The sequence below is a fragment of the Asticcacaulis sp. DW145 genome (assembly GCF_037101385.1).
GTDB classification, from domain to species: Bacteria; Pseudomonadota; Alphaproteobacteria; order Caulobacterales; family Caulobacteraceae; genus Asticcacaulis; species Asticcacaulis currens.
On record NZ_AP029024.1, the window covers coordinates 1,304,896 to 1,326,846 of the forward strand.

At 60.7% G+C, this 21,951-nt stretch carries 24 protein-coding genes; 8 read left to right on the forward strand and 16 right to left on the reverse strand.

Annotated elements, in window-relative coordinates; all coding sequences use genetic code 11:
• Positions 1–250 precede the first annotated feature (250 nt).
• Complete coding sequence (locus tag AACH73_RS06035) at positions 251–1,078, forward strand: flagellin (RefSeq protein ID WP_272740059.1); 828 nt, start codon at positions 251–253, stop codon at positions 1,076–1,078.
• Positions 1,079–1,121: 43 nt separating this feature from the next.
• Here the strand turns inward: AACH73_RS06035 and AACH73_RS06040 are convergent, their stop codons facing one another.
• The 10 genes from AACH73_RS06040 to AACH73_RS06085 form a co-directional block, all read right to left on the reverse strand.
• Positions 1,122–2,135, reverse strand: a complete 1,014-nt coding sequence (locus AACH73_RS06040) for an IS30 family transposase (protein ID WP_338734282.1) — start codon at positions 2,133–2,135, stop codon at positions 1,122–1,124.
• 168 nt (positions 2,136–2,303) lie between these two features.
• The gene (locus AACH73_RS06045; RefSeq protein ID WP_338734283.1) at positions 2,304–2,618 is read right to left on the reverse strand and encodes a hypothetical protein; all 315 of its coding nucleotides are present in this window, start codon (positions 2,616–2,618) and stop codon (positions 2,304–2,306) included.
• A gap of 81 nt (positions 2,619–2,699) precedes the next feature.
• Positions 2,700–4,181 carry a serine--tRNA ligase gene (gene serS / locus AACH73_RS06050; RefSeq protein WP_272742763.1) on the reverse strand — a complete coding sequence of 494 codons (1,482 nt, stop codon included), beginning with the start codon at positions 4,179–4,181 and terminating at the stop codon, positions 2,700–2,702.
• A gap of 161 nt (positions 4,182–4,342) precedes the next feature.
• Complete coding sequence (tatC, locus tag AACH73_RS06055; RefSeq protein ID WP_272742762.1) at positions 4,343–5,242, reverse strand: twin-arginine translocase subunit TatC; 900 nt, start codon at positions 5,240–5,242, stop codon at positions 4,343–4,345.
• Positions 5,239–5,838, reverse strand: a complete 600-nt coding sequence (gene tatB / locus AACH73_RS06060; protein WP_338734284.1) for a Sec-independent protein translocase protein TatB — start codon at positions 5,836–5,838, stop codon at positions 5,239–5,241. Before tatB ends, tatC begins: the two co-directional genes overlap by 4 nt.
• A gap of 86 nt (positions 5,839–5,924) precedes the next feature.
• Complete coding sequence (locus AACH73_RS06065; protein ID WP_272742761.1) at positions 5,925–6,131, reverse strand: twin-arginine translocase TatA/TatE family subunit; 207 nt, start codon at positions 6,129–6,131, stop codon at positions 5,925–5,927.
• Positions 6,132–6,518: 387 nt separating this feature from the next.
• Positions 6,519–7,190 (reverse strand): SMC-Scp complex subunit ScpB, encoded by a 672-nt coding sequence (gene scpB, locus AACH73_RS06070; protein ID WP_338734285.1) that lies wholly within the window; start codon positions 7,188–7,190, stop codon positions 6,519–6,521.
• A complete protein-coding gene (locus AACH73_RS06075; RefSeq protein WP_338734286.1) occupies positions 7,187–8,044 on the reverse strand; it encodes a ScpA family protein in 858 nt (285 codons plus the stop codon). The genes scpB and AACH73_RS06075 overlap by 4 nt, the downstream gene beginning before the upstream one ends.
• Positions 8,045–8,047: 3 nt before the next feature.
• A complete protein-coding gene (gene nagZ, locus AACH73_RS06080; protein WP_338734287.1) occupies positions 8,048–9,139 on the reverse strand; it encodes a beta-N-acetylhexosaminidase in 1,092 nt (363 codons plus the stop codon).
• Between the two features lie 14 nt (positions 9,140–9,153).
• Positions 9,154–9,954: an SPOR domain-containing protein gene (locus tag AACH73_RS06085; RefSeq protein ID WP_272742757.1), complete on the reverse strand. Its 801-nt coding sequence runs from the start codon at positions 9,952–9,954 to the stop codon at positions 9,154–9,156.
• A 237-nt stretch (positions 9,955–10,191) separates the two neighbouring features.
• On the opposite strand from AACH73_RS06085, the gene AACH73_RS06090 reads away from it, so the two are divergent.
• A complete protein-coding gene (locus tag AACH73_RS06090) occupies positions 10,192–10,680 on the forward strand; it encodes a hypothetical protein (RefSeq protein ID WP_338734289.1) in 489 nt (162 codons plus the stop codon).
• A gap of 2 nt (positions 10,681–10,682) precedes the next feature.
• Here the strand turns inward: AACH73_RS06090 and AACH73_RS06095 are convergent, their stop codons facing one another.
• Genes AACH73_RS06095 through AACH73_RS06105 form a run of 3 tightly spaced genes read right to left on the reverse strand, consistent with a single transcriptional unit; the run spans position 10,683 to position 14,253 of the window.
• Positions 10,683–11,612: a type II CAAX endopeptidase family protein gene (locus AACH73_RS06095; RefSeq protein WP_338734291.1), complete on the reverse strand. Its 930-nt coding sequence runs from the start codon at positions 11,610–11,612 to the stop codon at positions 10,683–10,685.
• A gap of 56 nt (positions 11,613–11,668) precedes the next feature.
• Positions 11,669–13,246: a cisplatin damage response ATP-dependent DNA ligase gene (locus AACH73_RS06100; protein WP_338734292.1), complete on the reverse strand. Its 1,578-nt coding sequence runs from the start codon at positions 13,244–13,246 to the stop codon at positions 11,669–11,671.
• Complete coding sequence (locus AACH73_RS06105) at positions 13,243–14,253, reverse strand: ligase-associated DNA damage response exonuclease (protein WP_338734293.1); 1,011 nt, start codon at positions 14,251–14,253, stop codon at positions 13,243–13,245. Before AACH73_RS06105 ends, AACH73_RS06100 begins: the two co-directional genes overlap by 4 nt.
• Before the next feature lie 75 nt (positions 14,254–14,328).
• Between AACH73_RS06105 and AACH73_RS06110 the strand changes: the two genes are divergently transcribed.
• The 3 genes from AACH73_RS06110 to AACH73_RS06120 all read left to right on the forward strand — a co-directional run bounded on the left by AACH73_RS06110 (position 14,329) and on the right by AACH73_RS06120 (position 18,073).
• Positions 14,329–16,776 (forward strand): ligase-associated DNA damage response DEXH box helicase, encoded by a 2,448-nt coding sequence (locus AACH73_RS06110; protein ID WP_272742752.1) that lies wholly within the window; start codon positions 14,329–14,331, stop codon positions 16,774–16,776.
• Positions 16,760–17,428: a ligase-associated DNA damage response endonuclease PdeM gene (gene pdeM / locus AACH73_RS06115; RefSeq protein ID WP_338734294.1), complete on the forward strand. Its 669-nt coding sequence runs from the start codon at positions 16,760–16,762 to the stop codon at positions 17,426–17,428. The genes AACH73_RS06110 and pdeM overlap by 17 nt, the downstream gene beginning before the upstream one ends.
• 69 nt (positions 17,429–17,497) lie before the next feature.
• Complete coding sequence (locus AACH73_RS06120; protein WP_272742750.1) at positions 17,498–18,073, forward strand: lipocalin family protein; 576 nt, start codon at positions 17,498–17,500, stop codon at positions 18,071–18,073.
• Here the strand turns inward: AACH73_RS06120 and AACH73_RS06125 are convergent.
• Together AACH73_RS06125 and AACH73_RS06130 are read right to left on the reverse strand one after the other, a co-directional pair.
• On the reverse strand, positions 18,027–18,386 hold the full coding sequence (locus tag AACH73_RS06125) for a carboxymuconolactone decarboxylase family protein (RefSeq protein WP_272742749.1): 360 nt from the start codon (positions 18,384–18,386) through the stop codon (positions 18,027–18,029). The genes AACH73_RS06120 and AACH73_RS06125 overlap by 47 nt on opposite strands.
• Positions 18,383–18,586 (reverse strand): DUF2892 domain-containing protein, encoded by a 204-nt coding sequence (locus tag AACH73_RS06130; RefSeq protein ID WP_272742748.1) that lies wholly within the window; start codon positions 18,584–18,586, stop codon positions 18,383–18,385. The genes AACH73_RS06125 and AACH73_RS06130 overlap by 4 nt, the downstream gene beginning before the upstream one ends.
• A gap of 102 nt (positions 18,587–18,688) precedes the next feature.
• On the opposite strand from AACH73_RS06130, the gene AACH73_RS06135 reads away from it, so the two are divergent.
• The 3 genes from AACH73_RS06135 to AACH73_RS06145 all read left to right on the forward strand — a co-directional run bounded on the left by AACH73_RS06135 (position 18,689) and on the right by AACH73_RS06145 (position 20,566).
• Positions 18,689–19,039, forward strand: coding sequence for a rhodanese-like domain-containing protein (locus AACH73_RS06135; protein ID WP_272742747.1), 351 nt, complete (start codon positions 18,689–18,691; stop codon positions 19,037–19,039).
• Between the two features lie 126 nt (positions 19,040–19,165).
• On the forward strand, positions 19,166–19,474 hold the full coding sequence (locus AACH73_RS06140) for a metalloregulator ArsR/SmtB family transcription factor (protein WP_272742746.1): 309 nt from the start codon (positions 19,166–19,168) through the stop codon (positions 19,472–19,474).
• Between the two features lie 105 nt (positions 19,475–19,579).
• Entirely contained in the window at positions 19,580–20,566 is a 987-nt protein-coding gene (locus AACH73_RS06145) for a substrate-binding domain-containing protein (RefSeq protein WP_272742745.1), read from the forward strand.
• Here AACH73_RS06145 and AACH73_RS06150 read toward each other — a convergent pair whose 3' ends face one another.
• Entirely contained in the window at positions 20,567–21,796 is a 1,230-nt protein-coding gene (locus tag AACH73_RS06150; protein ID WP_272742744.1) for an MFS transporter, read from the reverse strand. It abuts the gene before it with no gap.
• Positions 21,797–21,951: the final 155 nt, after the last annotated feature.

Consider the following 21,951-nt stretch of genomic DNA (forward strand, 5'->3'; position numbering starts at 1 on the left):
ACCGCGCGGCTGCAAAGTCAAAACAGGGAGGAAATGCCCGGAAGGGCAACGGTGCAGCGCACCGATACGAATGTCATACAATTGATCAATCGGATATTCAATAGTAAAATATTTTTTCACTGGGAAATGATCGTGCTATTTCCGCAGGGGCGTTAATGGGAAGTTAAATCTCTGAGATCAATCTGTGGTGGAGCCTCAGGCTCCCGTCAGACAGAAGACTGACGGTCATAGGGTAGGGGACACGCGAAGGGTGAACTCGATCAACACCAATGTCGGGGCCATGCAGGCCTTGCAGAGTCTGAACGCGATCTCCGCAGAGCTGATCGCGACCCAGAATCGTGTCTCGACGGGGTTGCGGGTCGCCAGCGCCAAGGATGACGGCGCCACCTGGGCCATCGCTCAGGGGCAGCGGTCGCAGTTACGATCTCTGGATGTTGTCAAGGACTCCCTGTCGCGCAATGCCTCGGTGATCGACGTGGCCCTGACGGCCGGTGAGTCGATCTCGGACCTGTTGTCGGAGTTGAAGGAAAAGGCGCTGGCGGCGTCGGATACGTCGCTCAATACCACGGCACGCAGGGCGCTCAATGACGACTTTGTCGCCATTCGCAACCAGATTACCACGTCACTGCGCAACGCCAGTTTTAACGGCATCAATCTGCTGGATGGCACGCGGACCTCGATTGCCGCTCTGGCCAATGCCGATGGCCGCGACCCGTTCACCATCATGGCGCAAAACCTGTCGCTGGGCGGCAGCATCATTACGCTGAGCGCCGCCGCCGGGTTTGCCAGCGCCGGTTCGGCCCAGAGTCTGGTGGCGACGCTGGACACCTCGATCCGAAATTTGTCCGGCGCACTGGCGCGTCTGGGGACGTCTTCAAAGGCGCTGGATCGCCACAGCACCTTTATCGGCAAGCTACAGGATACGCTGGAAGCCAGTATCGGACGGCTGGTCGATGCCGACATGGCCAAGGAGAGCAGTAAACTTCAGGCGTTGCAGATCAAACAGCAACTGGCCATCCAGACCCTGGCCATAGCCAACCGTTCACAATCCTATCTGCTGCAATTGTTCGGGCGCTGATACGGTGATCTCTACCTGAAGTGCGAATGGTCGGTTTATCTTATCAGGGCAGGGGTATCTGCGCCAGTTCGGCCTGAAACACCTCACTCGGTGTCCGGTAACCTAGACACTGGCGGGGCGTATTGTTCATCCGCCGAGCCATTTCGGACAGTTTCGCGTCCTCGACGATGGCCAGGTTCGTTTCCAATGGCAGATAGCGCCTGAGGCGACCGTTGGCATTTTCAACAGAGCCTTTCTGATAGGGAGAAGCGGTGTCGCAGAAGTAGCTTTTGATGCCAGACGTTTCATGGAGGCTGCGCCAGGCCATAAACTCAGTTCCGCGATCAAAAGTAATGGTCTGCCGGCCTTGTGATGGAAGGGCCCGTAAAGATTGTTCAATCGCACCAAGTACACCGACCGAGTGACGGTCCTTGTTGCGTATGACAATGTGATAGCGGCTCTTTCGCTCTAGCAAACTGGTAATATTTGCCTTGCCGTATTCACGGCGGAAAATCACGAGATCCGCTTCCCAATGACCGAAGGTCTCGCGACTAGCGATATCTTCAGGCCTCTTATTTATGTTGCAATACAACGGAATATGGGAGCCGCGTGGTTTCCGCCCCCGCAATCCACGTCGTTTACGTCTTCGTTTGGCAAGAAGCGTATATAGCGCCATGTCACGGTTGCTGCGATCATAGACAAAACGATAGATCGTCTCGGAGCAAACACGTCCAGTCTGGGCTTCGAGCCTTGGATGAAGTTTCAGCCTTCCAGCGATTTGCTCTGGTGACCAATGTTGCTGAAGCTTGTCGATGATATAAGCCCGGAGGGTACGATTACGTTCAAGCTTGCGCTGTTTAAACCGCCGTTTGCGGGCAAGTTCGCTGGCTGTCCACGGAAACCAGCCTGAAAATTCCGGGTACTTATCTCGGAAAAAATTGCGGCGCAGTTCACGATAAATCGTCGACTGATGGCGTCCAACGATCTTTGCGATCTGCGACAACGGAACCTTGCGCTCCAGAAGCTTCATAATCTGGCGACGCTCAGCCATGTCGATGTGGCGGTAATGATGGCCCAATGTTATATCTCGCTTTTGAAGAGGCGACTGATTTGGTTGATCATTCGCACTTCAAAATAGAGTCCACCTACCAGCACGTAAAATACGCATAATATATGTTATGGGAAATAATGCGTAGGCACTAAGGGCGCGTGCCGGGTCACGCACACCGTTTAATCAGATGATGGGTCAATGCCTTAAGCGGGACACCGGCTCTGACAGTTTGAGCGCCGCCTGCATATGGCCGAGGGCAGCGCAGGCCGCCGCATCAACCACGGCATCAAACGCATCGGCCAGCGCCATTTGTTTTGCCGCCAGCGCCTTGAGCATCTGACGCACATAATAGCCGATGACGGCCATGGCATAGTCGGTCTTGCCGTCAATCTGGCTGGCGATGATTTCCACCAGTTCAAGCTCGGCTTCTTCAGGCGGCAGGTCCCGGCGCGTAAAGGCGCATAGCGTGGCACCGACCGCACGTTCAATCAACGACGGATGGGTCTGCATGGCACTCACTCGAAAACAGAGTGAAATTATGCCACTGTTTTTATAAAAAATCTATCCACAGGCGCGTTTACCCTGTGGGGCTCACCCGATGTGAGTCAGCCCGCCCATATAGGGTTGCAGCACGCTCGGAACAGCGATGCGACCGCCCTCGTCCTGATAGTTTTCCATGATGGCCACCAGGGTGCGGCCGACCGCGAGCCCTGAGCCATTCAGCGTATGCAGGAAGCGCGTGCCCTTTTCGCCGGCCTTGCGCGTGCGGGCGTCCATACGGCGGGCCTGAAAATCCCCGCAGTTGGAGCAGGACGAGATTTCGCGGTAGGTGTTCTGCGACGGCAACCACACCTCAAGGTCATAGGTCTTGCGCGCACCAAAGCCCATATCGCCGGTGCACAGCAGCATGGTGCGGAAGCTGAGGTCGAGCTTTTTGAGGATGGCTTCGGCACATTCGGTCATGCGCTCGTGCTCCGCCGTTGACTGTTCCGGCGTGGTGATCGAGACCAGTTCGACCTTCTGGAACTGATGCTGACGGATCATGCCCTTGGTGTCGCGGCCCGCCGAACCGGCTTCGGCACGGAAGCAGTTGGTCAGGGCCGTCAGACGCAACGGCAGTTCCTCTTCCGCCGTGATGGCTTCGCGGACAAGGTTGGTCAGGGACACTTCGGCGGTGGGGATGAGGTAGTGGCCATTGTTGATATTTATATTTGAAAAATGCTGTCTTGCACTGAACAATTCATGCATAGCAGATTGAAAATTAGCCTCTTCTTCGTGATTCACGAGTTGCTGCGTGCGATTTTCATACAAAGATTGAAATTGCTGATCCGCGTTAGCTAAATTACGATACGCCTCGGCGTATGCAGAATGATCAAGGCTTTCAGTCTTAAACAAATCTTCTTCAAATTTGGGCAATTGGCCCGTGCCAAACAGCGCATGATCCTTCACCAGAACCGGCGGATTGACCTCGGTATAGCCGTGCTCGCTGGTCTGGGTGTCGAGCATCCACTGACCGATGGCGCGCTCAAGCCGCGCCAGTTGCCCCTTGAGCACCACAAAGCGTGAGCCGGACATTTTGGCCGCCGCTTCGAAGTCCATCAATGGGCCAGTTGGCCCTTTGAGCGCTTCACCCAGATCGGCGTGATCCTTGGCCGGGAAGCTGAGGATATTCGGCGCGCCGTGTTTGCGGATTTCGACATTGCCCGCCTCGTCTTCACCCAGCGGCACGTCGTCAAACGGAATATTGGGCAGTGAGGCCAGCAGGGTGCGCAGATCCTCTTCGGTCTGACGCTCGGTTTCCTGTGCCTCGGCAATCGCGCCTTTCAGGCCCTCGACCTCGGTCATCAGTTCCGCAGCCCGCGCCTCGTCCTTTTCCGCCTTGGCCTTGCCGATTTCGCCGGACAGCTTCTTCAACTGCGCCTGATTGGTCTCGAACGCCGTCTTGGCGGCGCGCAAGGCCTTATCCAGAGCGAGCAGCGCATCAACATCCGCTTGTGCCGACTCGCGGCCCCGCGATGACCAGCCCTTGACATAGGCTTCAGGTGTTTCGCGTAAGGCTTTGATATCGTGCATGGAAGTGTCCTCAAGGTCTCGATGGACAGGTCGCCCCACCCACCTCTTCGCGGTCCCCCTTCCCCGCTGCGCCGGGAGGGAGGAAAAATCCTTCCCCGTTTACGGGGAAGGTGGATTTCTCGTCAATGCTTCATTGACGAGAAAGACGGAAGGGGGATGGGTTAGCTTACGATCGACGGCTCTTTACGCCGCCATTCGATCACCCGCACGCACAGGATCGAGATTTCGTACAAGAGCACGATCGGGATGGCGAGCATCATCTGAGAGATGGGGTCCGGCGGCGTGACCACGGCGGCGACGACCACGATCCCCAGAATGGCGTAGCGGCGGCCGGACGACAGCATTTTGGACGTCACAATCCCCGTCAGGCCCAGAAGCGTCAGAATGATCGGCAACTGAAAACACGCGCCGAAGGCCAGCATCAGGGTGGTGACCAGCGACAGATATTCCGACACCTTGGGCATCAGTTGCACCGTCACGGCCCCTGCCCCCAGAATTTGCTGGCTTAAGGAGAACCACAGCACCATCGGCAGGATGATGAAATAGACGAGCAGCGCCCCCAGAACGAACAGCACAGGCGCGGCGATCAGGAACGGCAGAAAGGCCATGCGCTCGCGCTTATAGAGGCCGGGGGCCACGAAGCGATAGAGGTGCCAGGCGATCACCGGAAAGCTGAGGATCACCGCGCCAAAGCCCGCCATCTTCATCTTGGTGAACAGAAATTCCAGCGGCGCCGTGGTGATCAGCGCCACGCTGTTCTTGGCCTGCGGCACCTCTTTGAGGCCCAGAATAATCTCGATCAGATCGAACGGCCCGGCCCCATGCCCACCGTGGGCGCGCGACGCCTCGAACATGCGGTTCGCCATCTCATAGGGATGGGTCAGGAAGATGTAGATGGGCTCGGCAAAGCCAAAGCACAGCAGAAAGGCCGCCACAAAGGCCACGACCATCCAGATCAGGCGCGAGCGAAGCTCGATCAGGTGGTCCATCAGCGGCGCGCGCGACGCCTCGATTTCGGCCTCGTCCGGGTGGAGGTCGTCTTTGGTCACCAGATCGTTCATGACGGGAGAGTCTCAGTCGTCTTCTTGGCGCGGCTGCGCCTGGGCTTGGCCGCAGGTTCGTCTGTCTCGGCAATAACCGTTGCGTTTTCAGAGGCTTCGACGGCTTTCTTCGCGCGCGATCGGCGCGGCTTTGCTGCCGGCTCCGCCGTGGTCAGGTCAGGCGCGGGATTGGGCACTTCGGGTTCGTCGATGTGCGCGGGCTTGCCAAAATCCGCCGGCGTTGGGGCCTGATAAGGGTTATGATCGTAAGCATCCGGCGACGGCACATCGGTGCTGCTGCTGTAATAATGCCCCTTGGGCGGGATCGTCTCGTTGATCTCGCCCTCAATGCGGCGCATGTCTTCGCGGATGTCGTCGATGACGGGCGTGGTCACATTGCCGGAGCGCAGGGCCTCAACCTCCTTGCGCAGATCGTCGAGTTCCGACTGCCGCGCCATGTCGTCGAAGGAGGTGCGAAATTCGTCGGCCATGGAGCGCATCTTGGCCGTAAAGCGGCCCAGTTGCCGCAACAGCTTCGGCAAATCCTTGGGCCCCACCACGATCAGGGCGACCACCGCAATGACTATGAGCTCAGAGCCCCCAATACCGGGCAGCATTCAAATTACGCCTTAGGGTCAGAACATGAAAAAGCAACCGCCCCTTTTCAATGAGAGGCGGTCACGCAGAAACCAGCGAAAAAGGCTCAGGCCGCGTCTTTATCGGTGACGGTCTTGGCCGTGTCGGCCTTCGGCTCGTCCTTCTTGACGTCTTCGTCCTTGAGGCCGTCCTTGAACGCCTTGATGCCCTTGGCGGCATCGCCCATCAGGCCCGACAGCTTGCCACGGCCGCCGAACAGCAGCAGCGCGACAACCGCGACGATGGCCCAGTGCCAGATGCTCATGCTACCCATGTCAGATCTCCATACGCGCGGCGCTGTCTTTCGACGGCGCATCTTCGGGATACAAGTATTACTCTCTTATAGGCGTATTGTCGGCGTACATCAAAGCGAAAATAAGCCCTTTTTGCTGGACTAGGGTCCAAACCCAATCAGGTTTCGGACGTTACGCGACGTGACTTTTGTGTCCGGACAGGAGATTGGCGCGCCGTGGAGTGACCTCCACAAGCGACAACCGACGCCTCCGGGCGCAAAAGTCACCGCGCCCCTAAGGGGTATGGCGCAGATCGCCCAGTTTGGCGTCGCAAAATCTTGAAAGGGGTCACCCTTCCTGTGATTTGGCTCCTGAAACGGAACGATCTGCGCTCATATCACGCCGCAAATCCTGATTGGGTTTGGACCCTAATGCGCTTCGCCCTCGGCGCTTTCGAAGAAATCCTGTGCAAATTCGACCTGTTCCATCTCCTCAAGGCCGATGGGGTCTTCGACCTCACGCGCGCCGCCAGGTTCGGGGATGACAAAATCAGCCGGGACATTGAGATCGAGCAGACCCGCCGCGCGCATATCCGCCGCGCCGGGCAGATCGTGCAGGCTGGGCAGGGAAAACACCTCCAGAAAATGCTCGGTCGTGCCATAGGTGACCGGACGGCCCGGTGAACGCCGGCGGCCACGCAGGCGGATCAGGTTCATCTCATGCAGCACATCCAGAGTGCCGCGCGACAGGCCGACGCCGCGAATCGTCTCGATCTCCGCCCGCGTGACCGGCTGGTGGTAAGCGATGATAGCCAGAGTCTCCAAAGCCGCCTTCGACAGACGGCGCGGTTCTTCGCGTTCTTCGACCATCAGGTAGCCGAGATCGGGCGCGGTGCGAAACTGCCATTTGTCAGCCACGACGTCTAGGGTCACGCCCCGGTCAGCGTAACGGCTTTTGAGCGCCGCCAAAGCCTTGCCCACATCCGCCCCCTCGGGCAGCCGGCGCGCCAGATCGGCCGCCGACAAAGGGGCGGCGGCGGCAAACAACAGCGCCTCAATGGCGCGTTCGATATCGAGTTTGGCAGTCAGGTCGGGGGTCATCGTCCCTCCATCAGCGGCGGGCGGCGGCGAAGGTAAAGCGTGTCGAACGTGCCCAGTTGCTGCACCTGCATCAGGCCTTCTTTCGTCAGTTCCAGCCCGGCCGACAGGGTCGAGGCGACGTAGGAGGCACGGCGCGGACCGCCCTCGCCCACCGGCTGCGGCGCGATCTCATCGAGCGGCGTCCAGTCCGATAACTGCGGCAGCACATCGCGCAGATGGTCGCGGGCATCCTCCAGCGGGAAGGCCTCTACGCGCATGGTCGGGTCGTAATGGCGGGCGATTTCGCGCTGCCTCTGGGTGACGTAGGCCCCCATCAGGTCGAACAGCGACACATCCAGCCGCGACGATGGCAGGATGACCGTGGCCTGCGGATCACCGCGCGCAAACACGTCGCGTTTGAGCTGAGGGCGCGAGGTGATGGCGTCCACCGCCTTGCGGATGGCCTCCAGCTTTTTGAGACGAAAGGCCAGCGCCGCCGCCAGTTCTTCCGGTTCCGGCTCATCGCTTTTCTTACGCTCCGGCACCGGCAGCAGCAGACGCGATTTGAGATAGGCCAGCCACGAGGCCATCACCAGATAGTCGGCGGCCAGCGAAAAACGCAGACGTCGTGCCTGCTGGATAAAGGCCAGATACTGCTCGGCCAGCCGCGTGATCGAGATTTTCAGAAGATCAACCTTCTGCTGTCGCGCCAGTTCCAGCAGCACGTGCAGAGGGCCTTCGTAGCCATCGAGATCGAGCAGAAGGGCGTCGTCGGCCTCGATCTCCGGCGCGGGCGCGGCATCGGCGGTGAAATCGAGGCGGTGCTGAAACACCTCGTTTTCAAGCCCCGGCAAAGCGCCCCCGCGCCCGTTCACGGCTTAGTAAACCTCCTGATAGGCGGTCGGATCGACGAAATCCTCGTACTCTTCGCGCACGGTGACCGGACGGTGCAGCAACACCTGAAGGCGACCACGCGCCTCTTCGACGTTCAGCGGCTCGACCTTGTGCTTCAGGCGCGCCAGAGCGCGGTCCAGACGCACCTGAACCTTGCCCCTTATCACCGGCACAAAGACCGACACAGCCTTCATTTCCTCAAGGTCGCCGCTGCAATGCAGGACGATGTCGCACCCGGCGCGCAATGCCGCGCGGGCACGGGCCGCGACCGGCCCTTTGAGCGCACCCATACAGATGTCGTCGCTGAGCAGCAGGCCGTCGAAGCCGATATCTTCGCGGATCAGCCTGATCACCTTTTTGGAGGTGGTGGCCGGGTTGCGACGGTCGATCGCCGTGTAAACGACGTGCGCTGTCATGGCCAAAGGCATATCGGCATTGACGGCAAAGGGCAGGAAATCAACCTTGTCCAGTTCCTCACGGCGCGCCTTTACGACCGGCAACTCATGATGCGAATCGACCTGAGCGCGGCCATGACCGGGGGCGTGCTTGATAACCGGCAGGACGCCACCCGACAGTAAGCCCTCGGCGGCGGCACGCCCCATGACGGCGACGGTTTCGGCGGTCAGACCGTAGGCGCGGTCACCGACCACATCGTGGGTACCGGCCTGCGGCACATCCAGCACTGGCGCACAATCGACATTGACGCCCAGCGCGCGCAGATCGTGCGCCATCAGTTGCGCGCCAAGGCGCACATACTCGCGCTGCTCGAACGGCGAATTGGCCACGGCCTCATAAGCGGCGGCGGGTGGATAGGACGGCCAGTGCGGGGCTTTGAAACGCTGCACGCGGCCGCCTTCCTGATCCACAAGGATCAGCACGTCGGGGTGCCCGGCGGCGGCTTTCAGCGCATTGATCAGGGCACGGACCTGCTCCGGCGTGTCGATATTGCGCTTGAACAGGATGAAGCCCAGCGGCCTTTTGGCGGCAAAAAATGCCTGTTCAGCGGCGGTCAGCTCAAGCCCGGCGCAGCCATAAATGGCCGCGGAAACCTTGGCTTTCTGTTTGATATTCAGCATGTTTTACCGGACTCTTACTTCACGAAACAGGTCTTGCCAGCCGATTTCAGCGCATTGCAGAACTGCTGCGCCTTATCCTTGGAGGCAAAGCCGCTAAAGGAGGTTCTGTAAAAAGTCGATCCGTCGCGATCGACCTTTTCGACCACCTTGCGCGTCCCGCCGACGAACAGGCCGTAGGAGGAGGCGAGCGCGGAAAATTCACGGTCGGCAATGGCCTGCGACGAGAAGGCGCCGATCTGCACCGATGCGCCGCCGGAAGCGGTCGCAGCGGGCTTCGGTTCAGGCTTGGCCTCGGCGGTCTTGACCGGTTCGGCAGGCTTCGCGGCCACGGGTGCCGGTTGCGTTGGCTTGGCCACCGGGGCTGGCTGTGCGGCCGGAGGGGCGGTGACCTGACTGGTCTGGGCAGGCGGCAGCAGGTTTTCGTTGGCGGTGGCCGGCGACGGTGCCACCGCAGAGGCCGCGTCACGCGCCTGCGGGGCCTCGGTATCATTGGCGAAGACCGGCGCAGTGGCAGAGGCATGAGCCTCCTGATTGACCGCCGGGTCGAGCAGATCTTCGTCGCTCAGCGGCTTGGCCTCTTCGATATTGCCATCCTTATAGGCCGTGAGCGGGTCGCCCACATCGGTCACCTTGCGGGTATTGAGGCCCGAATTATAGAACAGCACGACCGCCAGCAGTAGAACGACCAGCACGATAAACGACGCGATCAGGGTGATCGGGGTCTGATCCCGCTTGGGTGCGGGCCGACGATTGTCGTAGCTCAGATGATCCTCGGTCGGCGGCGTGTAGGTGCCGCGTTCGTTGTCTTCCACCATGACCTCAAAAATCCTGTAGTTGCGCGTTCACGAATCGTGGGCAGCGAAGCACGCCATTTTGGCAGGCTTAAGTCCATACGAAAAGGGAGAGCGGTCTAAAAAGCGCTCTGCGGCATTTATACACAGATGTTTGCGCGCACGGCGGGCCACCGACACCGGCGATAACCGGAGCGTGACGCCACTATCGGTTGTGATTTGATAACTATTTTCATGTTATACCAACCGGCGGAGGATAGAATGGCGCAGTCCACGGAAAGGGAACGGCTGATCTTCATGGCGCGCAGCGATTTGCGCGTGATGATCCTGCGTCCAATCGGTCGGGTGGCGGCAGAAGATCTTATCGAACAGTTTTTTACGTCTCTCTCGCGCGTCGAACAGCCGTGGCTTTATCACCGTCTGGTGGATGTGCGGCGCTATGAAGGCCATTTCAGCGCGGAACACGTAGCCACGGTAGCCAAACGTTGGCAAACGCTGCGGGGGCGCCATGCCAGCTATGCCCATGTGGCGCTGGTTTCGCCACACAGATGCGATCGCTGGCACGAAGCGAGTCCCCTGCCCGGCTTTCCGAATGAAACCCTTTGCCGGTTCACCAGCTATCCGCACGCCTTCAACTGGCTCACCGCCGCGGACCGTCATGCCTATCTGGCTCAGATCACCAACGCGCCAGCCGACAGCGGGGAGAAGCTGCGTCCCTCGGCTCTGTCGGGCGATATCCTTCTGGATTGAGATCAGGCGGCGGTCTGAGCCGTTTCGGCCGCGAAGGGCTGAGGCTTCAGGGCCCCCTTGCGTACCAAATACACGATACCGAGGATCAGCACGACCGATGTTATGACGCTGCCTTCCGGGCCGAACTTGCCACCCGTGATCCACCAGGCAGCGCCTGTCGATTTGAGATCGGTGACGAGCGGCAGGACATCAAGGTTTTGACCGCTGACTTCGACGCCGAACCCGGCCCCCAGAAGGAAGTTCCACGCGCTATGCCACGCACAGACGCCCCAAAGCGAGCGTTCCTGAATGGCGTAGAGGCTGAAAAAGATACCCACCAGAACGATATTGGTCAGACCCAGCAGCAGTTCCTTCGACGGCGGGATATTGGCGGCGTGCAGCAGCGAGAAGACCAGCATACTCACGCCTATGCCCCAGTAGATGCCGTGACGCGACGCCACGACCTGCATCAGATAGCCCCGCATGGCGACTTCTTCGGTCGCGCCCTGCACCATAAAGCCGATAAACACGGCGGCGATGGGAACGAAGGTCATCAGGCCGGGCTTGCCCCACGCGCCGAGACTTTCGACGGTATAGCCTCCGGCCAGCCAGATACCGGCAATGGCCGCAGCGGCAAAGCCGAAGCCGATAACCAGCCCCCTCAGATAGCGTTTCAGACCATCCCGGTTGAAGCCGAGCGCGGCTATCCCTCGCCGCTCGAACACAAAGGTCCAGAGGAAAAAGATCAGGGCTATCGGAGCAAAGAACACCAGCATCAGCGCGTCGGCGCGCCAGTCGATCCCCGTCTCCAAAGGCATCTTCAACCACGTCATCGCTATCACGACGGGGATCTGCCCCAGAATGATGAAGACGATCGTGAGCACAATCGCCGCCCACGTCCAGGTACGGCGCGCCTTTGCCGGACGCGGTGCGTAAAGATCAATTCCGGCCATGTTGCCCCCTCTGATTTGCAACAGACAGTCTCATCAAATGAAACTTTCGACAAGACTCATCTCACCGCAACGAGGGCCTCCAGCGCGTCCAGCCTATCGGCCTCCTGTGCGGGCTTGTCCCAACGGATGCGGTTGATGCGCGGAAAGCGCAGGGCGTAGCCGGACTTGTGGCGTTTGGAAGGATTGACCGCATCGAAGGCCACCTCGAACACCAGTTCTTTTTTCACCTCGCGCACCGGCCCGAAACTGTTCAGCGTGTTGTGGCGCACCCATTTGTCGAGGTCTTTCAACTCGGCGTCGGTAAAGCCGAAATAGGCCTTGCCGACGGGCAGGAGTTGATTGCCCGCCCACAGGCCGAAGGTAAAGTCCGAATAGAAGCTCGACCGCTTGCCCGATCCGCGCTGCGCGTACATCAGCACCGCATCGACCAGCTTGGGGTTGATCTTCCACTTGTACCACGGTCCGGTCGGCCGACCAGCGACATAGGCGCTGTCGCGGCGTTTCAGCATCAGGCCCTCGATGACCGAGGCGTTATCGACGCTGGCGCGCAAGGCCTCCAGTTCTTCAAAATCGCCATAGGGCAGTTGCGGCGACAAACGGATGCCTTCGGGCCGATGACGCTCCAGCGCGGCCTGCAACAGGGCGCGGCGCTGGTCATAGGAGCAGGCGCGCACATCCTCACCCTCCAGAAACAGCACGTCATAGGCGACAATCGCCGCCGGATAGTCGGCCATATATTTTGCCGAAGGGGCCTTGCGCCCCAGCCGCTGTTGCAGATCGTTGAACGTCCCCGTCTTTTCGCCGCGCTGCACCAGCAGTTCGCCATCCAGCACCGCATGAAAATTCAGATGCGCCAGAACGTCCGGAAATGAGCCGGAAATATCGTCACCTGTCCGCGTAAACAGGGCACGACCGATACCCGAATGCACGACCTGCACGCGGATGCCGTCATACTTCCATTCGGCGGCATAGGTGTCGGGCATGATCAGGGCGTGGTCTCTGGCCTCCAGCGGATGGGCCAGCATGACCGGCGTAAAGGTCAGGCGCTCGGTGACGACCGGTTCCGGCCCCCGCCCTTCCAGCCAGTCAAACAGGGGGAGATAGGGTGGGTCTATGCCGTGCCACAGGCTCTCGATGCGCTCGACAGGCTGATCGCCGAATTTCGCCAGTACCTGTTTAAGCAGGCGCGCCGACACGCCGATGCGCAGGGCCCCGGCCCCGATCTTGAGCAGGGCCCAGCGTTCGGGCGAGGTCATGCGATCGAGCAACCCCGCCACATAGTCAGGCAACTGCGCTTTGGGCGTATGGCGCAAGGCCTCAACCACTTCATGCAGCCGCGGCAGGTCGCTCTGTTCGGCTTGCGGCGCGGGCCACAGATGGGCGACGGTTTCCGACAGTTCGCCGACATAGTCGTGGCTGAGGGCCAGAAGCGTTGAATCGACGCGGGCGCGGATCAGCTCCAGCACCATTGCGCGCCGGAAATTGGGCAGGGACAGGTCTCCCGCGATGATCGCCACCGCATAGCCGCGGTCGGGATCGGGCGTGGTGCGCAGATAGTCGAGCAGCAGCCGCGTCTTGCCGAGCGTCGAGGGCTCGTAATAGAGGCTTTCCAGCAGACGGGAAAAGGCTTTCATTCTGCGTCATCCTCGTAACCGATCAGGTGCAGGGCTCGGGCCTTAAGCCCCATCTGTGTCGCCTGATGCACCAGCGCGTCGTCGCGGCCGTGCGTCACCCACACCTCCGGCGCGCCGACATCGGTCAGGGTCTGGATCAGTTCGTCCCAGTCGGCATGGTCGGAAATCACCAGAGGCAGTTCAACGCCCTTCTGTTTGGCGCGCGCCCGTATCCGCATCCAGCCGGAGGCCGCCGCCGTCAGCACCTCCGGCAGTCGCCGTGACCAGCGGTCCTTGAGCGCCGAAGGCGGGCACAGGACGATCCGCCCCGCCAGAGTCCGGGCGTTTTCCGCCGTCACCGGCTCCAATGGCCCCAGATCGACCCCAAGCGATTGATAAAGCTCGCACAATCGCTGCATGGCGCCGTGCAGATAGACGGTCTCAAGATAGCCCGCCGCGCGCAGGGCGCAGATCACGCGCTGACACTTGCCCAGAGCATAGGCCCCGACGAGGTGGCAGCGATCCGGAAACTGCCGCAGCGAAGCCAACAGGCGCGCAATCTCGTCTTCCAGCGGCGGATGACGAAACACCGGCAGGGCAAAGGTTGCCTCGGTGACGAAGACATCGCACGGCACCGGCTCAAACGGCACGCAGGTCGGATCGGCCCGGCGCTTGTAATCGCCGGAAAAGACAATGGTGGCTCCGTCGTATTCGAGCCGCGCCTGCGCCGAACCGAGGATATGACCCGCCGGGTGCAGGCTGAGGCGCACGCCGTTGATGTCAACGCTTTGCCCATAGGTCAGCGGGTGATCGGCGTCGCTGAAATGGTTGTCGCCATAGCGGCTGCGCATAATAGCGAGCGTTTCCGGCGTCGCAAACACATGCCGGTGACCGGCGCGCGCGTGATCGGCGTGGCCGTGCGTCACAACGGCGCTTTCGACCGGCTGCATGGGGTCGATAAAGAAGTCACCGGGCCGGCACCATACGCCTTCAGGCCGCACTTCGATCCAGTCACGCGGGTGGGTCACTGATCACCCCCGCGATCCTGAACGTAACAGGCGGCATAACTGCCTTTTTATGACCGTTCACGTTAAAAGCGTCCCATGACGATACCTGATGCCTTCCAGTCCTGGTTTACCTCGCAAGGCTGGACCCTTTTGCCGCATCAGCGTGAGATGACGGCGCGCTTTGCCGCCGGGCGCTCGACGCTTCTGACCGCGCCTACCGGCACCGGAAAGACGCTGGCGGGGTTTTTGGGGTCACTCATTGATATTACGCAGACGCGGCCAAACGGTTTGCATACCCTGTATATTTCGCCGCTGAAGGCGTTAAATTACGATATCGAACGGAATGTCACGGCGATGATTGAGGCGCTCAGCCTTACCGTGCGTGTGGAAAGCCGCACGGGGGATACGTCGCAATATCGCCGCCAACGCCAGCGCGCCAAACCGCCGCATATTCTGCTGACGACACCGGAGTCGCTGATGCTGCTGCTCTCCTATCCGGAAGCGGCACAGATGTTCGGCACGCTGAAGGCCGTCATTATCGACGAAATCCATCAGGTGGCGGCGTCACGTCGCGGCGACCTTATCGCGCTGGCGCTGGCGCAGCTTGAGGCCTTCAGTCCCGGCTTTCGCCGCATCGGCCTGTCGGCCACGGTGGCCGAGCCTGAGCGGTTCTGCGACTGGCTGGGGCGCGAGGCTAACGCCGTTGACCCTCTCGACAGCCGCACCCTGGGCATGGCCGAGGCCGCCCCGGAGGTCACCATATTGCCGACGCGCAAAGCGCCGCCCTATAACGGTTTCATGGCGCAATACGCGGTGCCGGAAATCCTGTCCGAGATCGCAAAGGCGCGCACCGCCATCGTCTTCGTCAATACGCGCGCACAGGCCGAACTGTTGTTTCAGTTCCTGTGGGAGGCCAATGAAGAGTCCCTGCCCATTGCCATCTACCACGCTTCGCTGACGCGCGAGATGCGCCTGAAGACCATCAGCCTGATGGCGGCGGGCAAGCTCAGGGCGCTGGTCGCCACCTCGGCCATCGAACTGGGCATCGACTGGGGCGATGTCGATTTGGTCATACAGGTCGGGGCCCCCAAGGGCGTCAGCCGCCTCTTGCAACGCATAGGTCGTTCAAACCACCGCGTCGATGTGCCGTCGAAGGCCTTTCTGTGCCCGGCCAACCGCTTTGAAGTGCTGGAATGCGAAGCGGCCATTGCCGCTATCCGTGCGGGGAAACTCGACGGCGATGTGCCGCAGCCGGGGGCGCAGGATGTGCTGGCGCAATTCATCCTCAATGCGGCGTGCAGCGCGCCGGTGACGCCCGAAGCCCTGTATGCCATTGTCCGCACCGCGTGGTCCTATCGCGACCTGAGCTATGAACAGTTCGAGACCCTGTTCCGCTTCGTCGTCGATGGCGGTTATGTGCTGAGAAACTACGACCGCTGGCACCGCCTGAGCGAAACCGAACAGGGGTGGATACCGGCCTCCCCCCAGATCGCCCGCCGCCACAGGCAAAATATCGGCGTCATTATCGAGGCCGGAAAGCTCAAGGTGCGGCGCCTGCACGGGCGCGGCGGCAAATATCTGGGGGAAATCGAGGAACAGTTCGGACAGTCCATGCGACCCGGCGACACCTTCTTCTTCGCCGGTGAGGTGCTGGCCTTCGAGCGCATCCACGACATGACGCTGGATGCCCGCCCCAGTGCCGCTAAGGAGCCATTATTGCCCACCTATTCCGGCGGGCAGATGCCGCTTTCGACCTTCCTCGCCGACGGAGTGCGCGGCCTGTTGCAGTCGGAGGACACGAGGGGCGAATTGCCCGCTGAGGTGCGCGACTGGCTGAGGTTGCAAACGCGCTTTTCGCGTCTGCCCGACCGTCAGGACCTTTTGATCGAGAGTTTTCCGCGCGGCAAGCTCTATACGCTGGTCCTCTATACGTTTGAGGGCCGCCGCGCTAATCAGACGCTGGGAATGCTGCTGTCGCGACGCATGGAGCGCTATCAGCTTCATCCCTTGAGTTTCACCGTCACCGATTACGGGCTGGCCATCAACAGCGTCGAACAGGTGACCGACGGCATGATCCATGACCTGTTTTCGACCGATATTCTGGCCGACGAGCTGGAGGAATGGCTGGCGGACTCGCCCATGCTCAAACGCTCCTTCCGCCGCGTGGCGACCATTGCCGGTCTGGTCGAACAGAACAATAATGCGGCGCGCAAGACGCTGAAACAGGTGACCTTTTCAACCGATCTCATCTATGATGTGCTGCGCAAGTACGAGCCCGGTCATGTCCTTTTGCGGCTGTCGCGCGCCGATGCCGAACGCGAACTTCTGGACCTCGACCGTTTGACCGACCTCATCCTGACCTTCCGCGAGCGGATCGCCTTTTGCGACCTGCCGCGTCCCTCGCCCCTGTCCCTGCCCGTTATTCTGGATGTGCGGATCGAGCGCCTGCCCGGTGGCGGTATCGAGGCCCTGTTGCAGCAGGAAAGCGCCGAAGCGGCGGCCGAACGCCTGATGCAGGAGGTGGTCGATGGCCTCGACGGCTGAGGTAGAGTTTGCGGGCCACCGCATGGTGCTCGATGCCGACCTGGCCCTGTGGTGGCCGGCGCACAGCCTGCTGGCCGTATCGGACCTGCATTTCGAGAAATCGACCTTTCTGGCGCAGTTAGGATCGGCCATCGCGCCTTACGATACGCTGGACACGCTCAAGCGCCTCGAAGCCCTGATGGTGCGTTATCAGCCGCGTACCCTTGTCCTGCTGGGCGACAGCTTCCACGATCGCGGTGCCTGGCAAAGGCTGGAGCCCAACACGCGCACCCATTTGCTCAGCCTGTGCGGCACGGTCGAGTCGTGCCTGTGGGTCGAAGGCAATCACGATGTCGGCCTGATCCGCGACGACTGTCTCACCTTTGTGGACGATCATGTGGTGGAGGGTATCGCCTTCCGCCACGAGGCCGAGCCGACGGATTATCCGCAGATCATCGGCCATTTCCACCCCAAGCTGACGACGCGGGTACGCGGTCACAAGGTCAGTGGCAAATGCTTTGCGCTTAACCGCAATCGCCTGATCCTGCCCGCCTTCGGCAGCTTCACCGGCGGCCTCGATATCCAGCACGCGGCCCTGACCGAAGCGGCGCAGGGCGAGCCCTTCACCCCTTATCTCATCTATGGACGCACCATCCTACCTATTCGCACATGAACATCCTGCGCCGCCGGATCGTATCTTTACACGTGCACCGGCAAGCTGATCACAGATATGGAGACCTGCATGAAACCGCGCGACTACGCCCTGCCCCTCGCCCTCGCCTCTGCCGCCCTTCTGGCCCTCAGCGCTCAGGCCGTCACCGCCATGCCGGTGGGTAATCCCAACGTGCCCCAACCGGCCAAGCCGGTGGAACTGACGCGCTATCTGGGCCTGTGGTACGAACTGGGGCGCTATGAGAACCGCTTTGAGAAGGACTGCGATCAGGTCACGGCGCAGTACAGTCTGGCCGAAGACGGCAAGATCAACATTCTCAACACCTGCGGCTGGCGCAAGGGCGAACCCGGTAAAGCCTCCAAAGGCAAGGCGAAGATCGTCAGCGACAGCGGCAATGCCAAGCTGAAAGTCTCCTTCTTCGGGCCTTTCTATGTCGGCGATTACTGGGTGCTGGATCACGCCGACGACTATAGCTGGTCCATCGTCGGTGAGCCGTCGGGCAAGTATCTGTGGATCCTGACCCGCGCGCCATCACCCGCCTTCAAGGTGCGCGAAGACCTGCGTAACCGCGCGCGGGAATTGGGGTACAATACCGATCTTATACGCTGGACGTCCCAGACGCCGAATACTGCTCAAAAGCCATAAGGGCGTCGGCGGCGTACATCAGGGACGGTCCGCCCCCCATATAGATGGCCATGCCAAGCAGCTCTTCGATCTCCGTCTTACTGGCCCCCAGCCGCACCAGTGCCTCGGCGTGATAGCCGATACAGCCGTCGCAACGCGTAGCCACCCCAATGGCCAGAGCGATGAATTCCTTCATCTTCTTGTCCAGCGCGCCGTCTGCGGTTGCGGCCTTGGCCAGAGCCGAGAAACCCGCCATGGTTTCGGGAATATCCTTGCGCAAGGTCTTGATATTGGCCGAAAGGCGCGCGGTAATCTCAGGGTAGGGCTTGCTCATTTGAACACCGCCCCCGCCCTGGCGCCCAGGGCGCGGAAGACCATGGCCGCCGGACAGAAACCGGTAAAGGCCAGTACGATGAGATTGGCGCCGGCAAAGACGGTCAGCCACATAAAGTTGGGATGCACAAAATGCGTCAGGGCCACGGACACCAGTACGACGGTCCCCGCAAAGGCCAGAACGAGACGTTCAAGAGACATGCTCTTACTCCATGATAGGGACAAACCTAAAAAAGGCTTGCCCGTAATTGCCTATTATCTTAAATACGAAATAGTCAAGCCTAAAGTTTTCGAGGTTGCCCCATGTTCGGCCTGTTCAAACCCCAAACACCCATCACCAACCTGAGCCCGGCCGAAGTGCACACGGGGTTACAGACCAAAACACTCCTGCTGATTGATGTACGCGAACCGTCGGAATTTGAGGCCGAACATATTGAGGGTGCCGTCAATCTGCCGCTGTCTCGCCTGTCGTCTGAGGCGCTGCAAACCGCGATCGTCGCGGCAGAGGCGCGCACGGTGGTCATGCAGTGTCTGGCGGGCGGCCGCTCGGCGCAAGCGGTTAAGGCCTGCCGCGACTTCGGGGCGGCGGTCGATCATCACCTTCAGGGTGGTATCAATAGCTGGAAGAGCGCAGGCCTGCCCACGATTCGTTGAGACAATCGCGCCATCCTCGCCGGGTATTGTCCCGCTTGCGACGTCACCGTCTTTTGTCTCGACCGGATTGACCCTATTGGCTATGTCTTTTGCCCTTACAGACGACGCCCGTGAAAGTGTTGAGTCATGACCGTCACCGCCCAGGACCTGCAAAACCTGAAGCCGAACGTGCAGCGCGCGACGCGAATGCTGAAACTTCTGGCCAGTGAGCATCGGCTGATGATTCTCTGCCGCCTGTTCGAGGGAGAGGCCAGCGTCTCCGATCTGGCCGACTATCTGGGGCAGGCGATTGCCGGCACGTCACAGCATCTGGCCAAGATGCGGGCGGAGAATCTCGTGACCACCCGCCGCGACGGTCAGACCATCTACTATTCCATCAGCGATCCGGCGGCGCAAAGACTGATGGAGACCCTGTGTAAGATATACAAGGCATAGGCGCGAATCTCCGTATAGACCGTTGATACACCGACCAAATACCGATAGGTTTTGCGTCATGAAACGGGCTGCGCGATGACAGACACCCCTCCTGCCAAAGTCAAGATGACGGATATCGCCCGTCTGGCGGACGTATCTCTGGCCACCGTATCGCGCGCTCTGGCCGACAGTCCGCTAGTACCGGAGCCTCAGAAGCGGCGCATCATCGCCATCGCCGAAGCGCACGGCTACGCCGTCAATCAGGCGGCGCGGAACCTGCGGATGCAAACGACGCGGACCATCGGTCTGGTCCTGCCGCTGGGGCACGAAACCGGTCAGCAGATGACTGATCCCTTCCTGCTCGAACTGGTCGGCTATCTGTCGGAAGAAGTGTTCCGGCGCGGCTACGACCTGCTGGTGTCGAAAAATCTGTCGCCGCAAAGCGGATGGCTGAACACGCTGGTCAAGTCGCACCGTTTCGATGCCATGCTGGTCCTGGGGCAAAGCGATCAGCACGAAGAGATCAACGCCATCTCGACTCACTATAATCCGATGGTGGTGTGGGGCGAGCGGCTACCGGATCAGGGCTATTGTTCGGTCGGCGTGGACAATGTGCATGGCGGGCGTCTGGCGGCGGAGCATCTGCTGAGTAAGAGCCGCAAGCACGTCCTGTTCCTTGGCCCGGCTCAGGTGCCCGAGGTGGCGGCGCGTCTGAAGGGCTTTGGCGAAGGGCTCGCTCAGGCGGGGCACAAACTGACGCCCGCGCAGATCATCGAGACGCACTTCACGCCGGATTCGGCCTATGAGACGGTCAAGGGCCTGATCGCCTCGCGCCGGCGCTTCGATGCCATATTTGCGGCGTCGGACGTCATCGCCCTGGCCGCTATTCATGCCCTGAGCGATGCCGGGCGGCGCGTGCCGGAGGATGTGGCTGTTTGCGGTTTCGACGACGTGGCCATGTCGAAGACTATGTCCCCGGCCCTGACGACCGTGAAGCAGGACTTACGGCTGGGGGCGCAACTGATGGTCGATCTGCTGTTCCGGCGACTGGCGGGAGAAAAGACCTCGTCCGCCGTTCTGGCCGCCGGACTGATCGAGCGGGCCTCGACCTGATCAGTACTCGGAATTGAGCGCCTTAAGCCGGGCGCCCGCCGGGTCATGACGGTGGTTGAAGATCAGCGCCACAAACAGGATCAGAGCCAGACCGGTGGCCAGCACAAACCCGTACTGCGCGCCGCCAAACAGGTCCGACACCGCGCCCATGGCCAGAGGGGCGACGACGGCGCTGAGACAGGTGAAGAACAGGATCACGCCGCCGGCCGCGCCGTGCTGCGCCTTGCGGAAGCCCGATATGCCCTTGGAATTGATCGTCGGGTACATGACCGACATGAACAGGCCCGACAGGGGCAGGCTATAGACCGCCACCGCCTGCCCGCCGATCAGGGCCGCTACGAAGCAGGCCAGAATGGCCCCGGCGCACAGCAGCAGGACCAGCGTCCATTTCAGACGCGCAAGCATCCACACCCCCAGAAAACGCCCCGCCGCGCGCAGCACAAAGAAGACGCTGAGTGCATAAAGCGCCAGCCACACGGCCGGCCCCTGATACCCCTTAAGCAAGGTTGGCATCCATACATAGATGGCGGTTTCCACCCCGACATAGAGCATGGCGAGAGCCGAAAATGAAAGGGCATAGGGATCACGCACCAGACCCAAAGAGGCCTTAAGACTGAAGCCTTCGCTGGTCGAAGTCTGCCGTTCGGGGTAGCGCACCACAAAGGCCGTCAGGATAAGCAGGCTGCACAGCGTCCCGGCAATGACGTAGAGCCACTTCCACGACGCGCCCGACACCAGAAGCTGCGTAACGATCAGCGGGCCGATGATGGCACCCACGCCGAAAAAGCCCTCGACCATATTCATGACGCGCGTATGGCTTTCGGTCGAGGTGGAGATGTCGCCGATAAGGGCCAGCGCCCCGGTTTTGAACACCCCGATGGCCAAACCCGAGATGAACAGCAGACAGGCAAAGAACAGAAAATCATTGCCAACGGCAAACAGGAAGGAGTTGAGCGCAAACAGGCTCAGGCCCAGAATGATCGTCCATTTGCGCCCCAGACGATCGGCCAGAAACCCCAGCCCCAGACCGGCAATGGCGATGCCCCCCATGGTGGCATAATGGAATGCCCCGGCTTCGGTCATGCTCAGGCCGTAGTCGCGGATGACTTCGGGGATGATGACGCCCACCGCATCCGTCGTCATGGCGAACATCATGAACATCAGATAGGTCAGCCCGGTGATCAGGGCGATATTGGCCGGCCGGGTCAGACTTGGCGAAGATGTCGTCATGGAGCGGTTCTCTGTATTTTGTTGTTATACGTTCAGAAGCCGTAGGCGAGAAAAAAAGAACGGGAGCGGGCCGCAGAGGGGATGCGACCCGCTCCCGATGCCTTCACGCCAAGGCATTTTTTGACGCCTCATGTGTATCCCAAAAGTGGTGTCCA

What these genes read in the sequence shown, in the direction of transcription:
- AACH73_RS06065 (WP_272742761.1), bottom strand. Translation starts at nt 6,131, where the DNA reads ATGGGTAGCATGAGCATCTGGCACTGGGCCATCGTCGCGGTTGTCGCG.
- AACH73_RS06090 (WP_338734289.1), top strand. Translation starts at nt 10,192, where the DNA reads ATGGCGCAGTCCACGGAAAGGGAACGGCTGATCTTCATGGCGCGCAGC.
- AACH73_RS06120 (WP_272742750.1), top strand. Translation starts at nt 17,498, where the DNA reads ATGAAACCGCGCGACTACGCCCTGCCCCTCGCCCTCGCCTCTGCCGCC.
- AACH73_RS06045 (WP_338734283.1), bottom strand. Translation starts at nt 2,618, where the DNA reads ATGCAGACCCATCCGTCGTTGATTGAACGTGCGGTCGGTGCCACGCTA.
- AACH73_RS06150 (WP_272742744.1), bottom strand. Translation starts at nt 21,796, where the DNA reads ATGACGACATCTTCGCCAAGTCTGACCCGGCCGGCCAATATCGCCCTG.
- AACH73_RS06145 (WP_272742745.1), top strand. Translation starts at nt 19,580, where the DNA reads ATGACGGATATCGCCCGTCTGGCGGACGTATCTCTGGCCACCGTATCG.
- AACH73_RS06135 (WP_272742747.1), top strand. Translation starts at nt 18,689, where the DNA reads ATGTTCGGCCTGTTCAAACCCCAAACACCCATCACCAACCTGAGCCCG.
- AACH73_RS06130 (WP_272742748.1), bottom strand. Translation starts at nt 18,586, where the DNA reads ATGTCTCTTGAACGTCTCGTTCTGGCCTTTGCGGGGACCGTCGTACTG.
- AACH73_RS06100 (WP_338734292.1), bottom strand. Translation starts at nt 13,246, where the DNA reads ATGAAAGCCTTTTCCCGTCTGCTGGAAAGCCTCTATTACGAGCCCTCG.
- AACH73_RS06140 (WP_272742746.1), top strand. Translation starts at nt 19,166, where the DNA reads ATGACCGTCACCGCCCAGGACCTGCAAAACCTGAAGCCGAACGTGCAG.
- scpB (WP_338734285.1), bottom strand. Translation starts at nt 7,190, where the DNA reads ATGACCCCCGACCTGACTGCCAAACTCGATATCGAACGCGCCATTGAG.
- AACH73_RS06110 (WP_272742752.1), top strand. Translation starts at nt 14,329, where the DNA reads ATGACGATACCTGATGCCTTCCAGTCCTGGTTTACCTCGCAAGGCTGG.
- tatC (WP_272742762.1), bottom strand. Translation starts at nt 5,242, where the DNA reads ATGAACGATCTGGTGACCAAAGACGACCTCCACCCGGACGAGGCCGAA.
- AACH73_RS06095 (WP_338734291.1), bottom strand. Translation starts at nt 11,612, where the DNA reads ATGGCCGGAATTGATCTTTACGCACCGCGTCCGGCAAAGGCGCGCCGT.
- pdeM (WP_338734294.1), top strand. Translation starts at nt 16,760, where the DNA reads ATGGCCTCGACGGCTGAGGTAGAGTTTGCGGGCCACCGCATGGTGCTC.
- AACH73_RS06085 (WP_272742757.1), bottom strand. Translation starts at nt 9,954, where the DNA reads ATGGTGGAAGACAACGAACGCGGCACCTACACGCCGCCGACCGAGGAT.
- AACH73_RS06125 (WP_272742749.1), bottom strand. Translation starts at nt 18,386, where the DNA reads ATGAGCAAGCCCTACCCTGAGATTACCGCGCGCCTTTCGGCCAATATC.
- serS (WP_272742763.1), bottom strand. Translation starts at nt 4,181, where the DNA reads ATGCACGATATCAAAGCCTTACGCGAAACACCTGAAGCCTATGTCAAG.
- tatB (WP_338734284.1), bottom strand. Translation starts at nt 5,838, where the DNA reads ATGCTGCCCGGTATTGGGGGCTCTGAGCTCATAGTCATTGCGGTGGTC.
- nagZ (WP_338734287.1), bottom strand. Translation starts at nt 9,139, where the DNA reads ATGCTGAATATCAAACAGAAAGCCAAGGTTTCCGCGGCCATTTATGGC.